General features: G+C 66.4%; 15 protein-coding genes. 11 read left to right on the forward strand and 4 right to left on the reverse strand.

Translation table 11 applies throughout. The features are described 5' to 3' along the window. Positions 1-41: 41 nt before the first annotated feature. From ABWO17_RS16485 to ABWO17_RS16535, 11 genes are all read left to right on the forward strand, one after another. A complete protein-coding gene (locus tag ABWO17_RS16485) occupies positions 42-1,283 on the forward strand; it encodes a glycosyltransferase family 4 protein (RefSeq protein ID WP_353120467.1) in 1,242 nt (413 codons plus the stop codon). Further along, positions 1,280-2,752: a glycosyltransferase family protein gene (locus tag ABWO17_RS16490; RefSeq protein ID WP_353120469.1), complete on the forward strand. Its 1,473-nt coding sequence runs from the start codon at positions 1,280-1,282 to the stop codon at positions 2,750-2,752. The genes ABWO17_RS16485 and ABWO17_RS16490 overlap by 4 nt, the downstream gene beginning before the upstream one ends. 155 nt (positions 2,753-2,907) lie before the next feature. Further along, positions 2,908-4,473 carry a YIP1 family protein gene (locus ABWO17_RS16495; RefSeq protein WP_353120471.1) on the forward strand — a complete coding sequence of 522 codons (1,566 nt, stop codon included), beginning with the start codon at positions 2,908-2,910 and terminating at the stop codon, positions 4,471-4,473. Between the two features lie 176 nt (positions 4,474-4,649). Next, positions 4,650-4,985, forward strand: a complete 336-nt coding sequence (locus tag ABWO17_RS16500; protein WP_353120473.1) for a hypothetical protein — start codon at positions 4,650-4,652, stop codon at positions 4,983-4,985. Positions 4,986-5,245: 260 nt separating this feature from the next. Continuing rightward, on the forward strand, positions 5,246-6,010 hold the full coding sequence (locus ABWO17_RS16505) for a hypothetical protein (protein WP_353120475.1): 765 nt from the start codon (positions 5,246-5,248) through the stop codon (positions 6,008-6,010). A 313-nt stretch (positions 6,011-6,323) separates the two neighbouring features. Further along, on the forward strand, positions 6,324-7,505 hold the full coding sequence (ahbC, locus tag ABWO17_RS16510) for a 12,18-didecarboxysiroheme deacetylase (RefSeq protein WP_353120477.1): 1,182 nt from the start codon (positions 6,324-6,326) through the stop codon (positions 7,503-7,505). A 197-nt stretch (positions 7,506-7,702) separates the two neighbouring features. Beyond that, positions 7,703-8,704: a porphobilinogen synthase gene (hemB, locus tag ABWO17_RS16515; protein WP_353120479.1), complete on the forward strand. Its 1,002-nt coding sequence runs from the start codon at positions 7,703-7,705 to the stop codon at positions 8,702-8,704. 1 nt (position 8,705) lies between these two features. Beyond that, positions 8,706-9,956, forward strand: coding sequence for a heme b synthase (gene ahbD, locus ABWO17_RS16520; RefSeq protein ID WP_353120481.1), 1,251 nt, complete (start codon positions 8,706-8,708; stop codon positions 9,954-9,956). Between the two features lie 10 nt (positions 9,957-9,966). Further along, entirely contained in the window at positions 9,967-10,476 is a 510-nt protein-coding gene (gene ahbA, locus ABWO17_RS16525; RefSeq protein WP_353120483.1) for a siroheme decarboxylase subunit alpha, read from the forward strand. A gap of 623 nt (positions 10,477-11,099) precedes the next feature. Next, a complete protein-coding gene (locus tag ABWO17_RS16530) occupies positions 11,100-11,537 on the forward strand; it encodes a DUF3995 domain-containing protein (RefSeq protein ID WP_353120485.1) in 438 nt (145 codons plus the stop codon). 100 nt (positions 11,538-11,637) lie between these two features. After that, the gene (locus tag ABWO17_RS16535; RefSeq protein ID WP_353120487.1) at positions 11,638-13,098 is read left to right on the forward strand and encodes an RtcB family protein; all 1,461 of its coding nucleotides are present in this window, start codon (positions 11,638-11,640) and stop codon (positions 13,096-13,098) included. Between the two features lie 741 nt (positions 13,099-13,839). On the opposite strand, the gene ABWO17_RS16540 is transcribed toward ABWO17_RS16535, so the two are convergent. The 4 genes from ABWO17_RS16540 to ABWO17_RS16555 all read right to left on the reverse strand — a co-directional run bounded on the left by ABWO17_RS16540 (position 13,840) and on the right by ABWO17_RS16555 (position 19,348). Next, positions 13,840-14,586, reverse strand: coding sequence for a hypothetical protein (locus ABWO17_RS16540; protein ID WP_353120489.1), 747 nt, complete (start codon positions 14,584-14,586; stop codon positions 13,840-13,842). Between the two features lie 84 nt (positions 14,587-14,670). After that, the gene (qmoC, locus tag ABWO17_RS16545; protein ID WP_353120491.1) at positions 14,671-15,825 is read right to left on the reverse strand and encodes a quinone-interacting membrane-bound oxidoreductase complex subunit QmoC; all 1,155 of its coding nucleotides are present in this window, start codon (positions 15,823-15,825) and stop codon (positions 14,671-14,673) included. 13 nt (positions 15,826-15,838) lie between these two features. After that, on the reverse strand, positions 15,839-18,103 hold the full coding sequence (locus tag ABWO17_RS16550; protein WP_353120493.1) for a hydrogenase iron-sulfur subunit: 2,265 nt from the start codon (positions 18,101-18,103) through the stop codon (positions 15,839-15,841). A 6-nt stretch (positions 18,104-18,109) separates the two neighbouring features. Beyond that, on the reverse strand, positions 18,110-19,348 hold the full coding sequence (locus ABWO17_RS16555; protein WP_353120494.1) for a CoB--CoM heterodisulfide reductase iron-sulfur subunit A family protein: 1,239 nt from the start codon (positions 19,346-19,348) through the stop codon (positions 18,110-18,112). Positions 19,349-19,390 lie beyond the last annotated feature (42 nt).

Here is a 19,390-nt window from a genome sequence, read left to right on the forward strand (position 1 = left end):
CACCCTTCCCATGCCCGCCCCGCTGGGCTAGAACACGGCCCATGGTCACCGCCGCACCCCACGCCAACGGCCCCACCGGAGCCGCCTTGCCGGGCCATTCCGACCCGCCGGAGCCTTTCGCGCGGCGTCGGGTGTTGCACGTGGTTTCTTCGCTGGGGCTTGGCGGCACCGAAAAGGTCATGCAGTTGCTGCTGACCCGGCTGGACCCGGCCCGTTTTCAGCGCGCGGTGTGGAGCCCCGCCGACGGCCCCCGCGCCGCGCCCCTGCGCGAGGCCGGGGTAACCACCTTCATCGGCGGCGACCTGGGCAGCGTGGCCGCCCGCTTTCTCCCCCACATCGTGCACGTGCACCGTGCGGGCTGGCCCCAGCCGGAACTGCTGCGCCCCCTGCGCACGGCCTTCCGTCAGGCACCTGCCGCCGCGCGCTCTCCGGGCGCGGGCGCTGACGCGCGTCTTCTCCCCACGGGCGCTGACGCGCCTCGGCGCCTGCCCGCCATCGTGGAAACCAACGTCTTCGGACGGCACGACCCCTCCCTGTCGGGGCAGCTCATCGACGTCACCCTGTTCGTCTCGCGCTTCTGCGCAGAACGCTTCGCCCGCGTGCACGGCATCGCCGCCGAGCCCCCGCGCTGGCGGGTGCTGTACAACCCCGTGGACACCGCCCTGTTCGCCCGGCTGACCCCGCCGCCCGCCGATCGCGACTACACCCGCCCCGTGCTGGGCCGCCTGTCCCGGCCAGACCCCGGCAAGTGGTCGCCACTGGCCCTGCACATCCTGCCCGTGCTGCGCCGCGAGATGCCCCACTTCCGCTACGACGTCGTCGGCGGCACCCCGGACGCGGAACGCTACGTGCGCGAGCACGGCCTGACGGACAACGTGCGCTTTCTGCCGCCGCTGCACGACGATGCGGAACTTGCCGGTTTCTTCAACCAGCTTTCCCTGCTGGCCCACGCCAACGACACCGGCGAAAGCTTCGGGCTGGCCATAGCAGAGGCCATGGCCGCCGGACTGCCGGTGGTTACCCACCCCTGCCCCGGCCTGCGCGACAACGCCCAACTGGAACTGGTGGAGCATGGGGTCACCGGGCTGGTGGCCGAAACGGCGGACGACTACGCCGGGGCCGTGCTGCACCTCTTGCGCCACCCCGGTACCGCCCGGCGCATGGGCGAGGCGGGACGGCGCAAGGCCGCCGCGCTGTTCGACGCCGACATGCAGGCCCGCGCGCTGGAAACGTTGTATGACGAAGTGTGCCCGCCGGAAGTGACGAACGGGGAGGCCCCGTGAGCGGCGCGCCCGGCACGCCCCCGGCGGGTGCACATGGTGACACGCACCGCCCCGACGCCGCCGACTCCCTGCTGGCCGCGTATACCGCCATGGTCATGGGATTCCGGCTGGGCGGCACCGGACCGGAAAAACCGGTGGGCAACGTTTCCGACCTGCCCGCACCCGATGCGGATGTCCTCCGGCAGGCGGCGGACAAGGCGGTGCGCCTTGCGCTGCGTAGCGGGCGACCGCACCTGGTGCTGTTGGGCACCGGCGACGGCACCCTGCCCGAGGCCCTTGCCGCCCTCCTGGCGGCCCTGACCGCAGCCGGACAGGCCACGCCGGGCACCGTGCCGCGCCTGACCCTGTGCGACCTTGCGCCGGACCGGTTGCGCGCCGCGCTGGCCAGCGGACGGCTGAAGGCCTTCGCCTGCCCCACGTCCATGCCGAACACCCCGCGCCTGCTGGCCGACACCTCGCCGTGGGCGCTGCTGCTGCTGTTGCGGGCCACCGGCATAACGCCGGAAACCGCCACCCTGTTCCCCAACCCGTTCCTGCCGGATGCCGAGGCCGGGGCACTGCACCGCTGGCGGCGCCTGTTCGCCGGGTGCGTGCCCGTGCAGTTGCCTCCGCATCTGTCCGTGGACCTGCCCCCGGCCCCGACCACCCGGCACGAAAGCACCGTGCCCTCCATACCCGCATCCTCCACACCCGCTCCCGACCTGGGCGTGGGGGCCATCCTGCACCCCGACGAGCCGGACCTGCCTGCCTTTTTCGCCCAGGTGCCCGGCTGGGTACGCGAAATGGCCGTGATCTGGGATGGCGCGCCGCCCGCTTTCGACCCGGTCCCCCTGTGCCCCGTGCCGCTCCGCCAGGCGGTGCGTCCGCTGGGGGGCGATTTTTCCGCCCAGCGCAATGCCATGCTGGAACTGCTGACCACCGCATGGTGCCTGTACCTCGACGCCGACGAGAGGCTGGCGCCCAGCGCCTGGGCGCTGCTGCCCCGCCTGATGGCCGTGCCCGGCACCGGGGCCTGGCTGTTGCCCCGCGCCACCGCCTACCCCGACGCGGACCACCTGCGCGTGGGGTACGGCCTGTGGCCCGACGTGCAATTGCGGCTGTTCCGCCGCATGCCTGGGGTATGCTTTCGGGGTGCGGTGCACGAGCAGGTGGTGGGGGTGCACGGCCACACCTGCCTGCTGGCCGACGCCTGGATCGACCACCTGAGCTGGACCGCCAAGGACCGGGACGCGCTGGCCGAGCGCCTGCGGGTATTCGACGCGGCGGGCACCGGCCATGCGGCCCCCCCGCCTTCGGGCGGGCTGCACCGGCTGAGCACGGAATACCCGGCCCTGCCCCGCCGCCTGTTCGTCGCTGCCGGGCTGGTGCCCGCCGACAGCGAACCGGCGAACGCCAACGACGCGGAAAGGCCTGCCCCGAAGGCAGGCACGCGCCGCCATCTGGCCCTGCGCCTGCCCCTGTCCCCCTGAGCGGGGTGCCCCGTCTTCGCCCTTGGCGAGTTGGCGGCAAACCGGCGGTACCGCGCCCGTCGGCCCCGTGCGGGACGACACGCAAAGGCGCCAACCTTGATTTGCGCTGCCCGATGCCCTACACTGGGCATATGCAAGGAAGCAAAGGATTTCCCATGATTATACGCTGCCCGGAATGCCAGTTCGAACGGAGCATCGACAGCAGCAAGATTCCGTCCTCGGCCGCCATCGCCACCTGTCCCAAGTGCCGTCACCGTTTCCGCTTTCGCGCCCTGGCTCCCGATGCTGCCCCGGGCGCCTCCCCCGACGGGCAGGCCACGCAGGCAATGGACGCGGCCCCACGCCGCGCGCCGGGAGAAGTCGCGCCCCGTACTATTGTGCCCGACGATGTCGCGCCCGGCGGCTCGCCCCATGCCGGGCCAGCCACGGGACACGAGGAAGACGATGACCTTCCCGCCGCGTTTCGCCGCGGCCCCTCGGCCACCCCGCCAGCCTCGACGCCCGGCGAATCCGACGCGTCTGGCGCATCTGGCGTGCAGGGCCTGACCGGCTCGGACTACGACCACGCCGAAGAGCACGACCACGTGGGCGAGCCCCGCCCCGTTTCCGGCCCCACCGCGCAGCATTCCCCCCCTGCGGAGCTCTCCGATCCGGACACGACCGATGCCCGCAACGCCCACGGGCGCACCGATCTTTCCCGCCCCGGCGACGATCCGCTGCCGCCCGGCGCGGTAATCCCCGGTCGCGACAGTGCCCCCGCCCATGACGACGATCATGGAACCCATGCCTCCCAGGCCGGACGCGGCGGCTCCGCAGACGGCCAGCGCCGCACCGGCTCGCCCCGCGACATCTGGGACGCCGTGGCCTCGGTGGGGGACCGCTGGCGCAAGCAGTCCGAATCCGGCAAGCGGCCCGGCAACGATGACCGCGACACCCACCATGGCGCCAGTGACGGCATGGGCAACGACCGGGACGGAAGCCCCAGCGGCCACCCCGGCGCGCGGAACACCGGCAATCACGGCGATCCCTTCCCCCCGCGCGACGGCGGGCACCCCGGCGAACGGGACGCCCCCCTGCCGCCGTGGGCCGCCTCTGCCCGCAGCGAGGTGCCGTGGGAAAACCTGGACCGGGTGGGCTTCTTCCCCGGCCTGTACCAGACCATCCTGCGGGTGATGATGGCGGCGCCGCGCTTCTTCTCCGGGGTGCGCTCATCGGGTTCGCTGAAGCGGCCGGTGGCGTTCTACCTGCTGATCGGCATCTTTCAGGCGCTCACCGAACGGCTGTGGTATCTCATGAGCATGCGCGCCTTCGGCGGCTTCATCGAAGACCCGCAGTTGCACGCCTGGATGGGCAGCGTCACCCACGACATGAGCCTGCCCATGACCCTGCTGATCTCGCCCTTTACCCTGCTGCTGCAACTGGCCGTGCTGTCCGGCCTGTACCACTTCATGATCCGGCTGGTGGAACCGCGCGCTGCCGACCTGCCCACCACCGTGCGGGTCATCTCGTACAGCGCGGCGCCCACGGTGCTCAGCGTGGTGCCGCTGGTGGGGCCTGTGGTGGGGTCGCTGTGGTTCGTGGTATGTACTTTCGTGGGGGTCAAGTACGCCCACCGGCTGCCCTGGTCGCGCACGGCGCTGGCCATAGGGCCGCTGCTGGGGCTGGGCTTTGCGCTGACGCTGCAGTTGCTGCGCATGTTCATGTCCTCGGCCCCCGTGTAGGCGCGCGGTCAGCCCACCGTGTCGGGGCGCTGGATCACGGCACGGCAGGGCACCGTATCCGGGGCATGCGGTCATGCGAGACGGGAGGACGGGATGCGGGGCACCAGCCCCGCCCCCGAGGAACGCGGAAACGGCCACCGGGCGGGGGCCCGGCCAGGACAACCGGGGAGGCGGCCATGTTCAGGAAACTGCGCGCCCTGTGGAACGAACTGCGCGAACGGCGCAGGCATTCCCGCGAAATCGCCCCGCGCACCATCCGTGACCTAGCCGCCGAACTGCGCGAACTGGCCGAGATCGCCGAGCGGGTGGCCCCCGTGGACGCCGAGACGCTGGTGCGCTTGCGGCGCATCCGCCACGAAATGAACGACCTGATGGACCTTACCCGCCGCCCGGAATTCCACCGCATTCCCGCCCAGCGCAGGCTTGACCTGCACGACGGCATTCAGCGCACCCGCGAACAGATACTGGAATCGGCCCAGGCCGCGCCCACTCCTACCCCGCGCCTGCAATAGGCCCCCGACGGGGTTCCCGCCCTCTTCCTGCCGCGCGTCTTCCGGCCTGCCCCGGCGTCCTCGCGCGTCCGGCGGGTACCTCACGCATCCTCACGCACCCTCACGCGTCCTTGCGCGTCCTCGTGCATCTGTCCGGCACCATTCTTGCTGTGGCATGACCATATCCGTCCGTACGACGGGTTTTCGACATCACCCCCTCGTGCGTCCTTCTTCGCCCGCCAGGGCAACGCAGGCGCACGGCCATTCCCGGAGCGTTGTCCATGCCCTTCATGCCTTGCCCGGCCCCCCTCGCCGAACCCGCCGCCAAGTCCGCCACCCCACGTGGCCAGCGCGCCCGTCACGCCGCGCGCCGTCCGCTGCTCGTGCTGTTGCTGCTGCTTCTGCCGCTGGTCATGTCCTGCTCCGGTCCGCCCAAGGCCGGGGTGTACATCGACCTTGCCAGCCAGCCCATTTTCTACATGGACGATTGGGTACGGCGCGGCAACCCGCAGGTCAGCGTGCGCCCGGCCACCCCGCCCAACCGCAGGCTGACCGCGCTGTTCGTGCCCTTCCGGGTCACCCAGCAGATGGAGAAGCCCGGCGTGGTGGGGCTGGAGGTGTCGCGCCAGATCTGGCAGACGTGGCTGTCCGAAAAGGTCTTTCCGGTCATCGAATTTGCGGAAAACGCCACCCCCTACCGCCGCGACCTGGCCATGCAGATGGCCGCCCTGCGCGGGGCGCAGTTGCTGGTGGGCGGCTACGTCACCCACTACGTCAACGGCGGCACCTCCGGCGACTCAAAGCTGTCGGTATCGCTGGAAATATGGGACGTGAACACCGGCCAGATGATCTGGGCCATGGGGCACGCCGGGGTCATGGAGCACCAGTTCGCCAACGATTTCATCCTGTTCTCCGCCAAAGCGCGCATGCCCAGCGACCCCATGTGGGCCATCACCCAGACCGTTTCGTGGGACATGGCGCAGGAAATCAAGCTGTGGATCGACCCGCCCGCGCCCAAGGGGCTGTCCAAGGAACCGGCGTTCTAGAACCGTCCGGATGACCGCCCCTGGCGGGACGCCATGTCCGCCCCACACCCTGCGGAACGTTTCCGGCGCCCCCGCACCCGCGCGCGGGGCGCCGTTTCTTCATGCCCCGCGCGGTGTTGACAGTATTCCGCCCCGCTGCACTCCGGCGCTCCCCGGTTTCACTCCGGCCAGGGCGGGTTGCTTTCCCTCCGTCACGAATTATGCTACGGCGTGAGGACGTTTTTCCGGTGCCAGCCCGCCGCGCTCCGCCCCGTGCCCCATGGCCGGGGCCTCTCTTGTCAGCGCGCCCGGTGGCCAGCCAATAGGAGTGAGAATGATCGGCATCTCCAAGCTTTACTGTGGTCAGGTCGAACCCTCGGACGCCCTTCGCTACGGGCGCCATTCGGGCCAGCTTCCCTCCCACCTGCTCCAGTTCTCCAAGGACAAGAAACCGGTGGTGGTCTGGAACATGACCCGCCGTTGCAATCTGAAGTGCGTGCACTGTTACGCCCAGGCCATTGACCCCGACGGCAAGGACGAAATCTCCACCGAACAGGGCAAGGCCATCATCGACGACCTGGCCGCCTACGGCGCCCCGGTGATGCTCTTTTCCGGCGGCGAACCGCTGGTGCGACAGGACTTGGTGGAACTGGCCAAGCACGCCACCACCAAGGGCATGCGCGCGGTCATCTCCACCAACGGCACCCTGATCACCAAGCAGAAGGCCCGCGAGCTGAAGGAAGTGGGCCTGTCCTACGTCGGCATTTCGCTGGACGGCGGCGAAGAGGTGCACGACAAGTTCCGCGCCGTGCCCGGTTCCTACCGCCGCGCGCTGGAAGGCATAGAGAACTGCAAGGCCGAAGGGCTGAAGGTGGGGCTGCGCTTCACCATCAACAAGCGCAACCAGGGCGAAGTGCCCAAGCTGTTCCAGCTGCTGCGCGACCTTGAAGTGCCGCGCATCTGCTTCTACCACCTCGTCTACTCGGGCCGCGGGTCCGAACTGATCAAGGAAGACCTGGACCACGCGGAAACCCGCGCCATGGTGGACCTGATCATGGACAAGACCCGCGAACTGTTCGACGCCGGGCTGCCCAAGGAAGTGCTGACCGTGGACAACCACGCCGACGGCCCCTACGTGTGGATGCGCATGCTGAAGGAAGACCCCAAGCGCGCCGCCGAAGTGTTCGAGCTGCTCCAGTACAACGAGGGCAACAACTCCGGGCGCGGCATCGGCTGCATCTCGTGGGACGGCAAGGTGCACCCCGACCAGTTCTGGCGCCAGCACGTGGTGGGCAACGTTCTTGAACGCCCCTTCTCGCAGATCTGGGACGACCCGAACATCGAGCTGCTGCACAAGCTGAAGGACAAGAAGCAGCACGTGGGCGGCCGCTGCGCCACCTGCCGCTTCCTGAACATCTGCGGCGGCAACTTCCGCGCCCGCGCCGAGGCCTACTACGGCGACATCTGGGCGCAGGATCCCGCCTGCTACCTGAGCGACGACGAAATCCGCGCGTAGGCCACGCCCACGCCGGAACCATACCTGCCATGACGGCACCCGGACGGCCCTGGCGCCGTCCGGGTGCACGCTGCACCCATGCGGGCCACCGCCCCGGCGAACCGCCCGCACCGCCGCCGCGCAACAGCGCGTAGCGGCATCCATTGCCCGCAAGCGGGGCACGCAGCGTTTCAACCCTGCCTACTCCAGGAGACGGCATGTCCGAATTCGGGGACTTCTTCCGGGGGCGCAGACTGCGCCGCACCGCCGCCCTGCGCGAGATCGTGCGCGAAACCGCGCTGCACGCGGCCGACCTGATGATGGCCTATTTCGTGGTGGAAACCGACGACCCCGCCTTCCGCAAGGAAATCGGGGCCATGCCCGGCCAGTACCAGCTTTCGTTGCAGGAACTGGAAAAGCAGGTGGAAGCCGCCGTGGCCACCGGCCTGCGCAGCTGCATCCTGTTCGGCATCCCCAAAGAGAAGGACTATCGCGGCAGCGAGGCCTACAACAAGGACGGCATCGTCCAGCAGGCCGTGCGCCTGCTGAAGAAGCGCTGGCCGAACCTTGTGGTGTGTACCGACGTGTGCCTGTGCGAATACACCGACCACGGCCACTGCGGCCTGGTACGCCAGGGCGACACCTCCGGCGAGGTGCACAACGACCCCACCCTGTCGCTGCTGGCCAAGACCGCCATCAGCCATGCCGAGGCGGGCGCGGACATGGTGGCCCCGTCGGACATGATGGACGGCCGGGTGCAGGCCATCCGCCGGGCGCTGGACCAGAACGGATTCACCCACATCCCCGTCATGTCCTATGCGGTGAAGTACGCATCGAGCTTTTACGGCCCGTTCCGCGAGGCGGCGGAATCCACCCCGCAGTTCGGCGACCGCAAGACCTACCAGATGGACCCCGCCAACCGGGTGGAGGCCATGCGCGAGGCGGCGGCGGACATTGCCGAGGGCGCGGACATGCTCATCGTCAAGCCCGCCGGTCCGTACCTGGACATCATCCGCGACGTGCGCGAGCGCTTCGACGTGCCCGTGGCCGCCTATCAGGTGAGCGGCGAATACTCCATGATCCGCGCAGCCGGGCTGAACGGCTGGATCAACGAGGACGCCGTGGTCATGGAATCGCTGCTGGGCATCAAGCGCGCCGGGGCCGGGCTGATCATCACCTACTTTACCGAAGACCTGCTGCGCAAAGGGCTGGTGAACTAGCATGAGCCATCCGCAACACCCCGGCGACGAACGCAAGCCCAATCCGCAGGGCGGACATCCGCATGGACATTCCGCAGGCATGGGCGGCCATCCGGCCAGCATGGGCGGGCACCCGGCCACGCCGCAGGGCGGTCATCCCGGCGGACATCCTGGCGGCGTAGGCGCGCCGCAGATGCCGCGCACCCTGCCCGACGGTACCCCCACCTGCAAGCTCATCGCATGGGAAGTGACCCGTTCGTGCAACCTGGCCTGCAAGCACTGCCGGGCCGAAGCGCACGAGGAACCCTACCCCGGCGAATTTTCCACCGCCGAGGCCAAGGCCCTCATCGACACCTTTCCGCAGGTGGGCAACCCCATCATCATCTTTACCGGGGGCGACCCCATGATGCGGCACGACGTGTACGAACTTATCGCGTACGCCACCGGCCTTGGCCTGCGCTGCGTCATGTCGCCCAACGGCACCCTGATCACGCCGGAAACGGCCCGCATGATGAAGGAAGCGGGCGTGCAGCGCTGCTCCATCTCCATCGACGGGCCGGACGCCGCCAGCCACGACGCCTTCCGGGGCGTGCCCGGCGCGTTCGACGCCTCCCTGCGGGGCATCGAATACCTGAAGCAGGCGGGCATAGAGTTCCAGATCAACACCACCGTCACCCGCGACAACCTCGGCAGCTTCAAGGATATCTTCAAGTTGTGCGAGCGCATCGGCGCGGCGGCGTGGCACATCTTCCTGCTGGTGCCCACCGGGCGCGCGGCGGGCCTTGGCGACCAGGTCATCTCGGCCACGGAATACGAGGAAGTGCTGAACTGGTTCTACGACTTCCGCAAGACCACCTCCATGCACCTGAAAGCCACCTGCGCGCCGCACTACTACCGCATCATGCGCCAGCGGGCCAAGGAAGAGGGCGTGGCCGTAACGCCCGACACCTTCGGCATGGACGCCCTGACGCGCGGCTGCCTTGGCGGCATCGGGTTCTGCTTCATCAGCCACGTGGGGCAGGTGCAGCCGTGCGGCTACCTGGAACTGGACTGCGGCAACGTGCGCGAAACGCCGTTTCCGGAAATTTGGCGCAACACGCACCATTTCAAGCAGTTCCGCGATCAGGAAGCCTACACCGGCAAATGCGGCCCCTGCGAATACCACAAGGTGTGCGGCGGCTGCCGCGCGCGCGCCTACAACATGAGCGGCGACCACATGGCCGAGGAACCGCTGTGCTCGTACACCCCCAGGCGCACCGGCGCGTGCCGCTGACGGAGGCATCATGACCGCATCCCCCGCCGAAAGCGGCGCTGCCCCTGTGATTGATACGGACACTGACACGCTGGACCAGACCGACAAGCGCATCCTGGACGTGATCCAGTCGGACTTTCCCCTGGAATCGCGCCCCTACGCCGTCATCGGCGAAAAGTGCGGCATCACCGAGGCCGAGGCGCTGGCCCGCGTGCGCGCCATGAAGGAACGCAGGCTCATCCGCCGCATGGGGGCCAACTTCCAGTCGGCCAAGCTGGGCTTTCGCTCCACGCTGTGCGCGGCCAAGGTGCCCGACGATGCCATGGACGGGTTCGTGGCCGAGGTGAACCGTCACGTGGGCGTCACCCACAACTACCTGCGCGACCACGAATACAACATCTGGTTCACCTGCATCGGCCCCTCTTGGGACAGCGTGTGCGCCACCCTGGCCGAGATCACCGAAAAGACGGGCATCCCCATCCTGAACCTGCCCGCCACCAAGCTGTTCAAGATCAAGGTCGATTTCCAGATGGCCGAGTAGGTAGCCACCTCACGCATGCTTTGAACGCCAGCCATCCATGTGGCTGGCGTTCATATTTTGACGTATAGTAGGCAAGAACAACCCGAAAACTTCACTCTCACTTTCTCATGGCAAGACGCTCAGATGCATTAGAAACACTATACCTGTGGGTAAAAGCATGCATTTCATGCTACACCAACTATTGCTAGCATCTTTACGGCAGGATCGGAAATTCTTCTTTCACCACATTTCATCAGGTATCATCTTACAGTTGGCAATTTTCGATGGCTTACCGCTGAAGTCACATGTCGAAATATCCAACTTTGATAAAAGCAAATTAGCACTTCTTATACTTGCTTTGTTAATGGCCATTATCTTACTAATTGCATATCATCTCTCCAAAAAAATACCAAAAGCTGTGTGTATATATTTAAATTCGAACAGATATATACTATTTTTAACATCATCACTAAAAGGAACTGCAATAACACTATCTGGAATACTTATTCCATGCTTGATAATTGAACAAAATACTTTTGAAATTACCCTATACATCTACTTAACGCTTTTATTTGCAGAGAGCATGTACCACATAGAGCGTACTGTTGGCATGTGACCTCAAACCTTTCACAACAAAAGGCAGCATGATTTCCACTATACTTGCCACTATTGCCACAGTCTCCCTTGCCGCCATCACCCTGCTGCACGGGGCATGGGTTCTGGGTTCCACCCTGTGGCTCGACAGGGTCATTCCCCGCACGCCCGATTCCGTGGGTGGCCGCCCCCTGTTTGCCATGCCGCGCGGGCTTACCGGCGCGGTGACCCTGGTCTTTGCCCTGCTGGCGCTGCTGCCGGGGCTGACCCTGGGCTGGCTGCCCCTGCCGTCGCCCCGTGTGGCCCCCACGCTGTGCCTGGGCGCGGCGTTCATCTTCGTGGTGCGGGCCATTGGCGACTTCCGGTACTGCGGCCTGTTCCGGCGCATCCGTTCCACCACCTTCGCCCGCTGGGATGCCCGGCTGTACACGCCGCTGTGCCTGCTGCTGGCCGCCTGCTACGGGCTGCTGGGCATCGCCCCGCACTGACGGGCGTTGGCGTCTACGGCATCCGCCTCCCCCAACTCGGCGCACGTAGCCCGGTTGTTCACGCCTTGCCCGTACCCGCCGCCTGCCCTATGGATGGGGCATGGGACGCACCACACACAAGAAGCACACCGGCAAGCGCGGCGCGCAGCCGCCACCCGCCGAAGATTCCCGCCGGAAGCAGGGCAAGCGGGGCGCATCCGGCGCATCCGGAGCATCCGGCGCATCTGGCACGTCCGGCGTATCTAGGGCATCTGGGGCTGACCGCATGGCCTATGCCTCCTGCACCGGGGTACGCCACGCGCCGCCGCGCCTGTCCCTGACCATCCCGCCGGATCGGCTCGACGCCGCCACCTGGGACCAGATCGAAAGTGCTCTGGCCCTGCCCTGCATGGTACATCTGGCCGTCATGCCCGAAGCCCACGCGGGCTACGACCTGTGCATCGGCGGGGTGGCCCTGCTGGACGGGCACATCAGTCCCAGCTTCGTGGGCTACGACATCGGCTGCGGCATGTGCCACGTGAACACCGGCCTGCCCGCAGATGAAGTGCTGCCCGACGAGACCGCGCGGCAACTGCTGTTCGACCGGCTGCGGCTGGCCATTCCCGTGGGCACGGCCACGCGCGCACCCGGCGAATACGACCTGCCGCGCTTCACCAGCGCCAGCGGCGACGCGCAACTGACCGATGCGGTCAATGCGCGCCAGTCCATCCAACTGGCCACCCTGGGCGGCGGCAACCACTTTCTCGAAGTGGGGGTGAACAAACGGGGCGAGATCGGCCTTACCGTGCATTCCGGCTCCCGCCGCTCCGGCTGGGACATCGGGGCATGGTACATGAAGCAGGGCAGGCTGTTACCGCTCGATTCGCGCCTTGGCCGCGCCTACCGGCAGGACATGGACTGGGCGCTGGACTATGCCCTGCTGAACCGCCGCCTGATGCTGGAACACGCCCTGCGCGCGCTGGCCGACGTGCACCGGCAACTGGCCCTGACCACACGCAAGCGCCCTGCCCGCCCCGCCAAACCCACCGGGGGCACCGGGAACACAGACCCCAACGGTCCCACCGTTCAGCCGGACGCCAACGCTTCCGCGATTCCCCGCACTCAGCCGCCCCTTGCCGAACAGGAAATATCCCTGCTGCTGGGCCGCATGATCAACGAAAACCACAACCACGCGGTGATCCTGAACCAGACCGGCCCCTCCGGAGCTCCGCTGGTGCTGCACCGCAAGGGGGCCACTCCGGCGGACGCAGGCCAGCCCGGCGTCATTCCCGCCAACCAGCGGGACGGGGTGTACGTGACGGAGGGGCTCGGCAACGCGGAATACCTGTCCTCGGCCTCGCACGGGGCTGGCCGCCGCATGTCCCGCAACGAGGCGCAGCGCACCATACCACTTGAAAGATTCCGGTCGCAGATGCTCGGCATCGTCTGCCGCGCCGACAAGGGAGTGCTGGACGAGGCCCCGGACGCTTACAAACCCATCGCGGAAGTGCTGGCGGCGCAGGACGGCGTGCTGGTGCGGATCATCGACCACTTCCGCCCGCTGGTGGTGCTGAAGGGGTGATGGGAACCCGGTAGGAGAGGGCCAACAAGATCGCCCCTCGCCCGCCCCTTCGCGCATCGGCTCACCTTTTCCACAAGAGAGGTGACAGGCCATGCACCTCCCTGCCCTTCCATCGCCCGAGGCAACATACTGCGCGTAGCCTCGTGTGACGCCACGCCTTAGCCGAGGGAAACTACCCCGTAAGGAATGCTGTGCGGATTCGCCGGTAGAGGCACCCTCGCATCGCCAAGCCTCCGAGAGCCACGCGCACATTGCATTCCGCCGGGCAGATCACCCGAAGGTGCTTTGACCGAGGGAAGCTGCCCGGCAAGGAATGCGGTGCAGGATGCCCACCGGTAAAGGCACCCTCGCATCGCCATGCCTGCGAGAGCTTTGCGCGCATTGGCGTCACTGGCGGCAGATCACCCGAAGGCGCCTTGCGCCGCTGGGAAGCTGCCGCCGCAGGGACGCCGCGCAGGATACGTTGGGGGTTCAGGGGGCAGCGCCCCCTGAAGCGCGGGGATGCAAGGGGCCATCGCTTAATGGCCCCTTGCCCGCCGGAGGCATAACGAAATCGAGGAGGTTCAACAGGGCTGACGTGCCTTCGTAGAAATCGCCCCCATCAAGGCACAACATCTCCCCCTCTTCCTCCCCTTCCCCTTCCCCTTCCCTCTTCCCCCCAACAAAAAAAGCGCCCGGTCATACCGACCGGGCGCTCTCTTCTCATAGCAAGCCGCGTGGCGGCTCTACACCGCGTAGCGACTAGAAACCGAAACCGTCGTCGCTGGCGCCGGAGGCACCAAAGCCGAAGGTATCGGGCACGCCACCGCTGGTGTCTTCAGCGGGCGCATCGAAGTCGGCCATGGCGCCACCCTCGGCGGCGGCAGCACCGGCGGCACCAGCGGCGGCCACGGGCAGGGCCTTCAGGGCGTCCTTGACGGCGCGGGAAACGATGTCCTTCACGCTGGACTCGATTTCCTTCTCGTCAATGGCCACCTTGCCGTTGAAGGGAGCCAGTTCCTTCTTCAGGTTGGCGATGTCGCCGTTCAGGCTCTGGACCTTCTGCTCGGACTGGCCAAGCTTCTTTTCGAGGTCGGCGGCCTGGCCCTTGAAGGGGGTCAGTTCCTTCACCTGGGCCTGCAAACCGGCCACGGTTTCTTCCAGGTCGGCCACGTTGGCCTTCAGCACGGCGATCTTGTCCAGCACCACGCTGATGCCGGCCAGTTCCGCGGCGGAAATGGGCTGCAGGGACACGTTGTCGCCAAGGCGGCCACATTCCTTCTTCATCCAGTCGTCGTAGTTGCCTTCGGCTTCACCGCACTGCATGAACGCGGGGTTCTGGCTGTACAGCCAGCCCTTGGCCATGGGCGCCACGGCGGCTTCTTCTTCGGTGGCCAGGGCGCGCTGGGCCAGGTACCCCAGCAGGTCGGACACGTCGGCACCGGCTTTCCCGGCAACCAGGCCGAGAACGGTTTCCATCTTGAACACTCTGCGACCTTCGTCAGACATTGCAGCCTCCTGATATCGGAAGAATGACTTCTCGGTTCGTTGTTCCGGCCGGGCGCGCACCGTCGCGCGCCGCCTTCTCTGCCGCTAGCGGCGGCCCATGGCGCGCACGTAGGTGAGCGCGGCGGTACGGTACACAAGGTGGCCGAGCTTCGACCACGGCAGGTAGGCGAACAGCATCCACACCGCCACGAGGTGCACGTAGTACACGCTGTAGGCGACAGGAGCGATGCCCGCGAGGCGGAACAACTGGCTGAGCACGCCGGTGACGGCCACTACCCAGATGACGCCGAGCAGGTACCAGTCGTAGTAGTTCGAGCTGGTCTTCTTGGGATCAAGCGCCTTGCGGCGCACCGTAAGGATGGCCAGGCCCACCAGCAGCATCACCGCGCCGATGTTCGCCAGGATCTTCACGGGGAAGGTCTGGGGCATGGGCGTGTGGACCGCGATGGCCGGAATCACCTTGCCGCCCCAGTGCCCCACGGCCACCACCGCGGTGACGAAGGCCAGGATGACGAAGGCGTACATGAGGGTCATGTGACCCACCTTGCGGTCGGACTTGTCCGCGCCGCAATCCTTGAACTTGGAGTGGGTCACCACTTCCTCGAGCAGCACGTCGACGAGGTGCAGCACCCAGTGCTTGGTCTTGCCGAGCATCATGGTGCGCCCTTCAGGCTGGAACGAGGCGATGAGGTTCTTCGTCCCCTTGAACAGTATCCCCACGGCCGTGAAGAAGGTGAGGATGAAGATGGGGTCGATGGTGAAGTCGCCGGGGAACAGCTTGCCGAACACGATTTCGCCTTCGGGGAAGACGGAACCGTTCACGCTGGCCATGATCATCCAGACCACCGCCCACAGGATGGCCGGAATGGCCACCAGGATGGGCAGGTACTGGGCGGAGGACAGCCACTTGCCCACCACGGAGGGCTGGGTAAGCCGCGCATAGGTCATGTTGCGCAGCGCGGACAGCAGGTCGCCGGGCTTGGCGCCACGGGGGCACAGGTCGGAACAGGTGCCGCAGTTGTGGCACAGCCAGATGTCCACGTCGGACAGCAGCTTGTCCTTCAGGCCCCACGAGGCCCAGACCATCTCCTTGCGGGGATAGGGGTTGTTTATGGGGGAGATGGGACAGGCCACGCTGCAAGTGGCGCACTGGTAGCACTTCTTGAGCGATTCGCCACCGACTGCCTGCAGTTCTTTGACGAACTCAAGATCGGGTTGAATCCTGACGGGTTGAGTCATTTTCCATCTCCTCCTAGTACCCCTTGAACGGGTTCGGACCCTTCTCAAGGATCATGTTCATGAAGTCCTCGATCACGCCGGGGAGCTTGTCGTACTCGTCAATGGCGACTTCGTACTGCTCCACGCGGTCCGGTTCCACGCCAAGGCGGTTCAGCGTCTCGGCAATGTTCTCCTTGCGGCGCCGGCAGATTTCCGAACCCTTGACGAAGTGGCACTGGTAGTCGTCGCCGTACTTGCAGCCCAGCATCATCACGCCGTCGATGCCCTTGGACATGGCGTCGGCAACCCAGATGGCGTTGACCGAGCCAAGGCAGCGCACGGGAATGATGCGCACGTACGGGCTCCAGTGCTTGCCGCGCAGGGCGGCCATGTCCAGCGCGGGGTAGGCGTCGTTCTCGCAGGCCAGGATGATGACGCGGGGGCCGCCCTTCTTCATGTCCGGCGGCACGTTGATCTCGCGGATCATGGAGCCGATCTGGTCGATATTGTAGTTGGCGAAGGAGATGACGCGCTCGGGGCAGGCGCCCATGCACGTGCCGCAGCGGCGGCAGCGGGCCGGGTTCGGCTTCGGCGTGCCCTTTTCATCATCGTCCAGCGCGCCGAAGGGACATTCCTCGGTGCAGCGCTTGCACTGGGTGCAGCGGACGAAGTTGAACAGCGGGTACGACAGGTCGCCCGAGCGGGGGTGCACCGCAACGCCCTTGTTGGCGGATTCAATGCACTGGATGGCCTTCATGGTGGCGCCAACGGCGTCTTCCTCGGCGGCATCCAGCATCATGGGCTGGCGCACGCAACCGGCGGCGTACACGCCCGTGCGGCGGGTTTCGTAGGGGAAGCAGATGTAGTTCGAGTCGGCGTAGCCTTCGAACAGTTCCAGATCCGGGAAGGCCGGGCCCTGGCGGTAGTCGAAGTTGACGATGGGATCCTTGGCGGTGGCGGGCACGATGCCGGTGGGCAGCACCACCATGTCCACGTTGATCTCGATGTCGTCGCCGATCAGGGTCTTGTCGCACAGCACGTTCAGGCTGCCGTTGGCGGCCTGGGTGATGGAACGGATTTCCGCCTTGGACATCATGACGCCCAGGCGGTCCTGCGCGGCCTTGTAGAACCGCTCGTGAATGCCCTGCACCACCATGCTGTCGTACAGGATGAAGGCCTGGCCGCCTTCGAAGGCGTCACACACGTACCCGGCCTGCTTCAGGGCAACAACGCTGCTGATGGCGTTGGAGATGGGCAGGTGGCGCACGCTTTCGTGGTCCTTCACCACCGGGGCGGCGGCTTCGCCTTCCGCCGGGGCGGGGGCTTCGACCGGTGCCTCGGGGGCGCACAGTTCGGCGTAGGGGTCGGCCGGTTCAGCCAACGCGGTGTTCAGGATGAAGGCCACGCGGCGGGCGGTGATGGTGCCCGTCTTGGCCATCTTTTCGAACTCGGCGGCGGTGACCACGTTCTGCAAGGAGCCGTAGCCGAAGGGGGCCAGCACCTTGGTGTCCTGCGGCTGCCAGCCGGTGGCCAGCACCACGGCGCCAACCTTCACTTCCTGTTCGCCGGAAGCAAGGGCGATGGTGGCGGTGAAGTCGCCGGGCTGACCGGACAGCTTGGCCAGCTTGGCCTTGGTGTACACGGTGATGTTGTCGTCAGCCTGCACGGCGGCGATCTTCTTTTCGATGCCGGTATCGTGCACGTCGGTGTAGGGGTGGCTGAGCGGCACGGTCTTCAGAAGGCCCAGGGCGCGACCGCCAAGGTTTTCTTCCTTCTCCACCAGCACCACTTCGTGCCCGGCCAGCGAGCCGTTGACGGCTGCGGTCAGGCCGGTCCAGCCGCCGCCCAGCACCAGGATGCGGCGCACGCCCTCGGAGGGCGAACCGTCGGGCGCGGTGGTCTTTTGCAGCCGCACGACGCCCATGTTCACGTAGTCGGTGACCAGCATTTCAAGCAGTTCGGGGGCCGCTTCAGGGTCGGCCAGCGAGCCGTCGGGGTTCTTGTAGCTCATCACGCCCTGCTCGCGCAGGTTCACGCGGTCCACAAGCACACCCTCGAACTCGTAGAGGTCCCAGTCCACGCGGGGCGAAGCGCCGCACAGCAGCACGCCGTCCAGCCCTTCTTCCTCTATGTCGGCAGCGATCTCGTCACGCGCCTTCTTGTCGGCAAGGACGGGAAAGACCTTGCAGACCGGCGTGAGATCGCCCCATTTGCCGCCCACGGTGTCGGCAAGGGACTCAAGGTCGAGACCGCCTCCGATGCTCGACTGGTCGAAATAGACGCCAATTTTGGTGGCCATTCTGTATTACCTCCCTCTCACCGTTTGAATCGCCTTCAGGGCGGCGCTGGTGCCGGACTGGGCGGTGCGCATCACGTCAAGCGGCTTCTGGGCGCACCCGGCGGCAAAGATGCCCTTTTCCTCGCCGCCGACGATGAAGCCTTCCTCGTCAACGGGCACGTCGAAGGGCAGCTTCTGCCCGGCAAGGCTGGGCTGCATGCCGGTGGCCAGCACGACGAGATCGTAGCGGTACTTGCGCTTTTCGCCCTTCACCGCGTCTTCCACCTCGACGATGACATCGCCGGTGGCGGCGTCTTCCTCGACGCCGGCAACCTTGCCCTTGACCAGGGCGATCTTTTCGTCCGCCTTCACCTTGCGCAGGAACTTGTCATAGCGGCCCGGGGTACGCAGGTCGATGTAGTACACCGTCACTTCCGCGTCGGGGTACTGCTCGCGCACGTACAGGGCCTGCTTGAGGGAGGCCATGCAGCAGATGTAGGAACAGTAGTTCAGGTGGTTCTGGTCGCGCGAGCCCGCACACTGCACGAAGGCCACCTTCTTGGGGGCCTTGCCGTCGGACGGGCGCTTGATCTGCCCGGCGGTGGGGCCGCTGGCCGAGGCCAGGCGCTCCAGCTGCATGTTGGACACGCAGTTGGCGTAGGCGCCCGCGCCAAGGTTGGAAAGCTTGGTCACGTCGTACGGCTTCCACCCGGTGGCGACCACGATGCTGCCCACATTCAGCTCGATGTCGCGGGGGGCTTCGTTCATGTCGCAGAACGCGCTCTTGCCGACCTTCAGCTCGTCGGCACGGGAAAGCGCGGCCTTGTCGAGCACGAAGCGGCTGGGGAAGGCGAACGGCACGCTCATGTACAAAGGCTTGCGCTTGGCGAGGCCCAGTTCGAACTCGTTGTCGACGTCGCTTTCAAGGGAGGAGGCGAGCAGGGAAAGATCGGCGCTGCTCGGCACGGTGCCGCGCGGCTCGATGTGCACCTTTACGGTGTAGTTGCCGGCATCGCCGGACACGGCGGTCACTTCCGCCTGGGTGAAGAACTTGATGCGGGGGTTCTTCTTGATGCGCTGGAACTGGATTTCCAGGCCGCAGGAGGGAGGGCAAAGCTTGGGGAAATACTTGTTCAGCTGCGCAACCCGCCCGCCAAGAAACGGTGTTTTCTCGACGATGTACACTTCATAGCCGACTTCCGCGGCTTCAATGGCGGCCGTAAGTCCGCTGAAACCGCCTCCGACGACGAGTATGGAGTTCGACATTCTCGCTATCCTCCCTACAGTTTATCGGGCCTTCGTCAAAAC

The sequence above is a fragment of the Nitratidesulfovibrio sp. genome, from assembly GCF_040373385.1.
Taxonomy (GTDB): Bacteria; Desulfobacterota; Desulfovibrionia; order Desulfovibrionales; family Desulfovibrionaceae; genus Cupidesulfovibrio.

Bases quoted from the DNA above. Each gene is read 5' to 3' on its own strand.
- ABWO17_RS16485 (WP_353120467.1), top strand. From the start codon at position 42: ATGGTCACCGCCGCACCCCACGCCAACGGCCCCACCGGAGCCGCCTTG.
- ABWO17_RS16495 (WP_353120471.1), top strand. From the start codon at position 2,908: ATGATTATACGCTGCCCGGAATGCCAGTTCGAACGGAGCATCGACAGC.
- ABWO17_RS16500 (WP_353120473.1), top strand. From the start codon at position 4,650: ATGTTCAGGAAACTGCGCGCCCTGTGGAACGAACTGCGCGAACGGCGC.
- ABWO17_RS16505 (WP_353120475.1), top strand. From the start codon at position 5,246: ATGCCCTTCATGCCTTGCCCGGCCCCCCTCGCCGAACCCGCCGCCAAG.
- ahbC (WP_353120477.1), top strand. From the start codon at position 6,324: ATGATCGGCATCTCCAAGCTTTACTGTGGTCAGGTCGAACCCTCGGAC.
- hemB (WP_353120479.1), top strand. From the start codon at position 7,703: ATGTCCGAATTCGGGGACTTCTTCCGGGGGCGCAGACTGCGCCGCACC.
- ahbD (WP_353120481.1), top strand. From the start codon at position 8,706: ATGAGCCATCCGCAACACCCCGGCGACGAACGCAAGCCCAATCCGCAG.
- ahbA (WP_353120483.1), top strand. From the start codon at position 9,967: ATGACCGCATCCCCCGCCGAAAGCGGCGCTGCCCCTGTGATTGATACG.
- ABWO17_RS16530 (WP_353120485.1), top strand. From the start codon at position 11,100: ATGATTTCCACTATACTTGCCACTATTGCCACAGTCTCCCTTGCCGCC.
- ABWO17_RS16535 (WP_353120487.1), top strand. From the start codon at position 11,638: ATGGGACGCACCACACACAAGAAGCACACCGGCAAGCGCGGCGCGCAG.
- ABWO17_RS16540 (WP_353120489.1), bottom strand. From the start codon at position 14,586: ATGTCTGACGAAGGTCGCAGAGTGTTCAAGATGGAAACCGTTCTCGGC.
- qmoC (WP_353120491.1), bottom strand. From the start codon at position 15,825: ATGACTCAACCCGTCAGGATTCAACCCGATCTTGAGTTCGTCAAAGAA.
- ABWO17_RS16550 (WP_353120493.1), bottom strand. From the start codon at position 18,103: ATGGCCACCAAAATTGGCGTCTATTTCGACCAGTCGAGCATCGGAGGC.
- ABWO17_RS16555 (WP_353120494.1), bottom strand. From the start codon at position 19,348: ATGTCGAACTCCATACTCGTCGTCGGAGGCGGTTTCAGCGGACTTACG.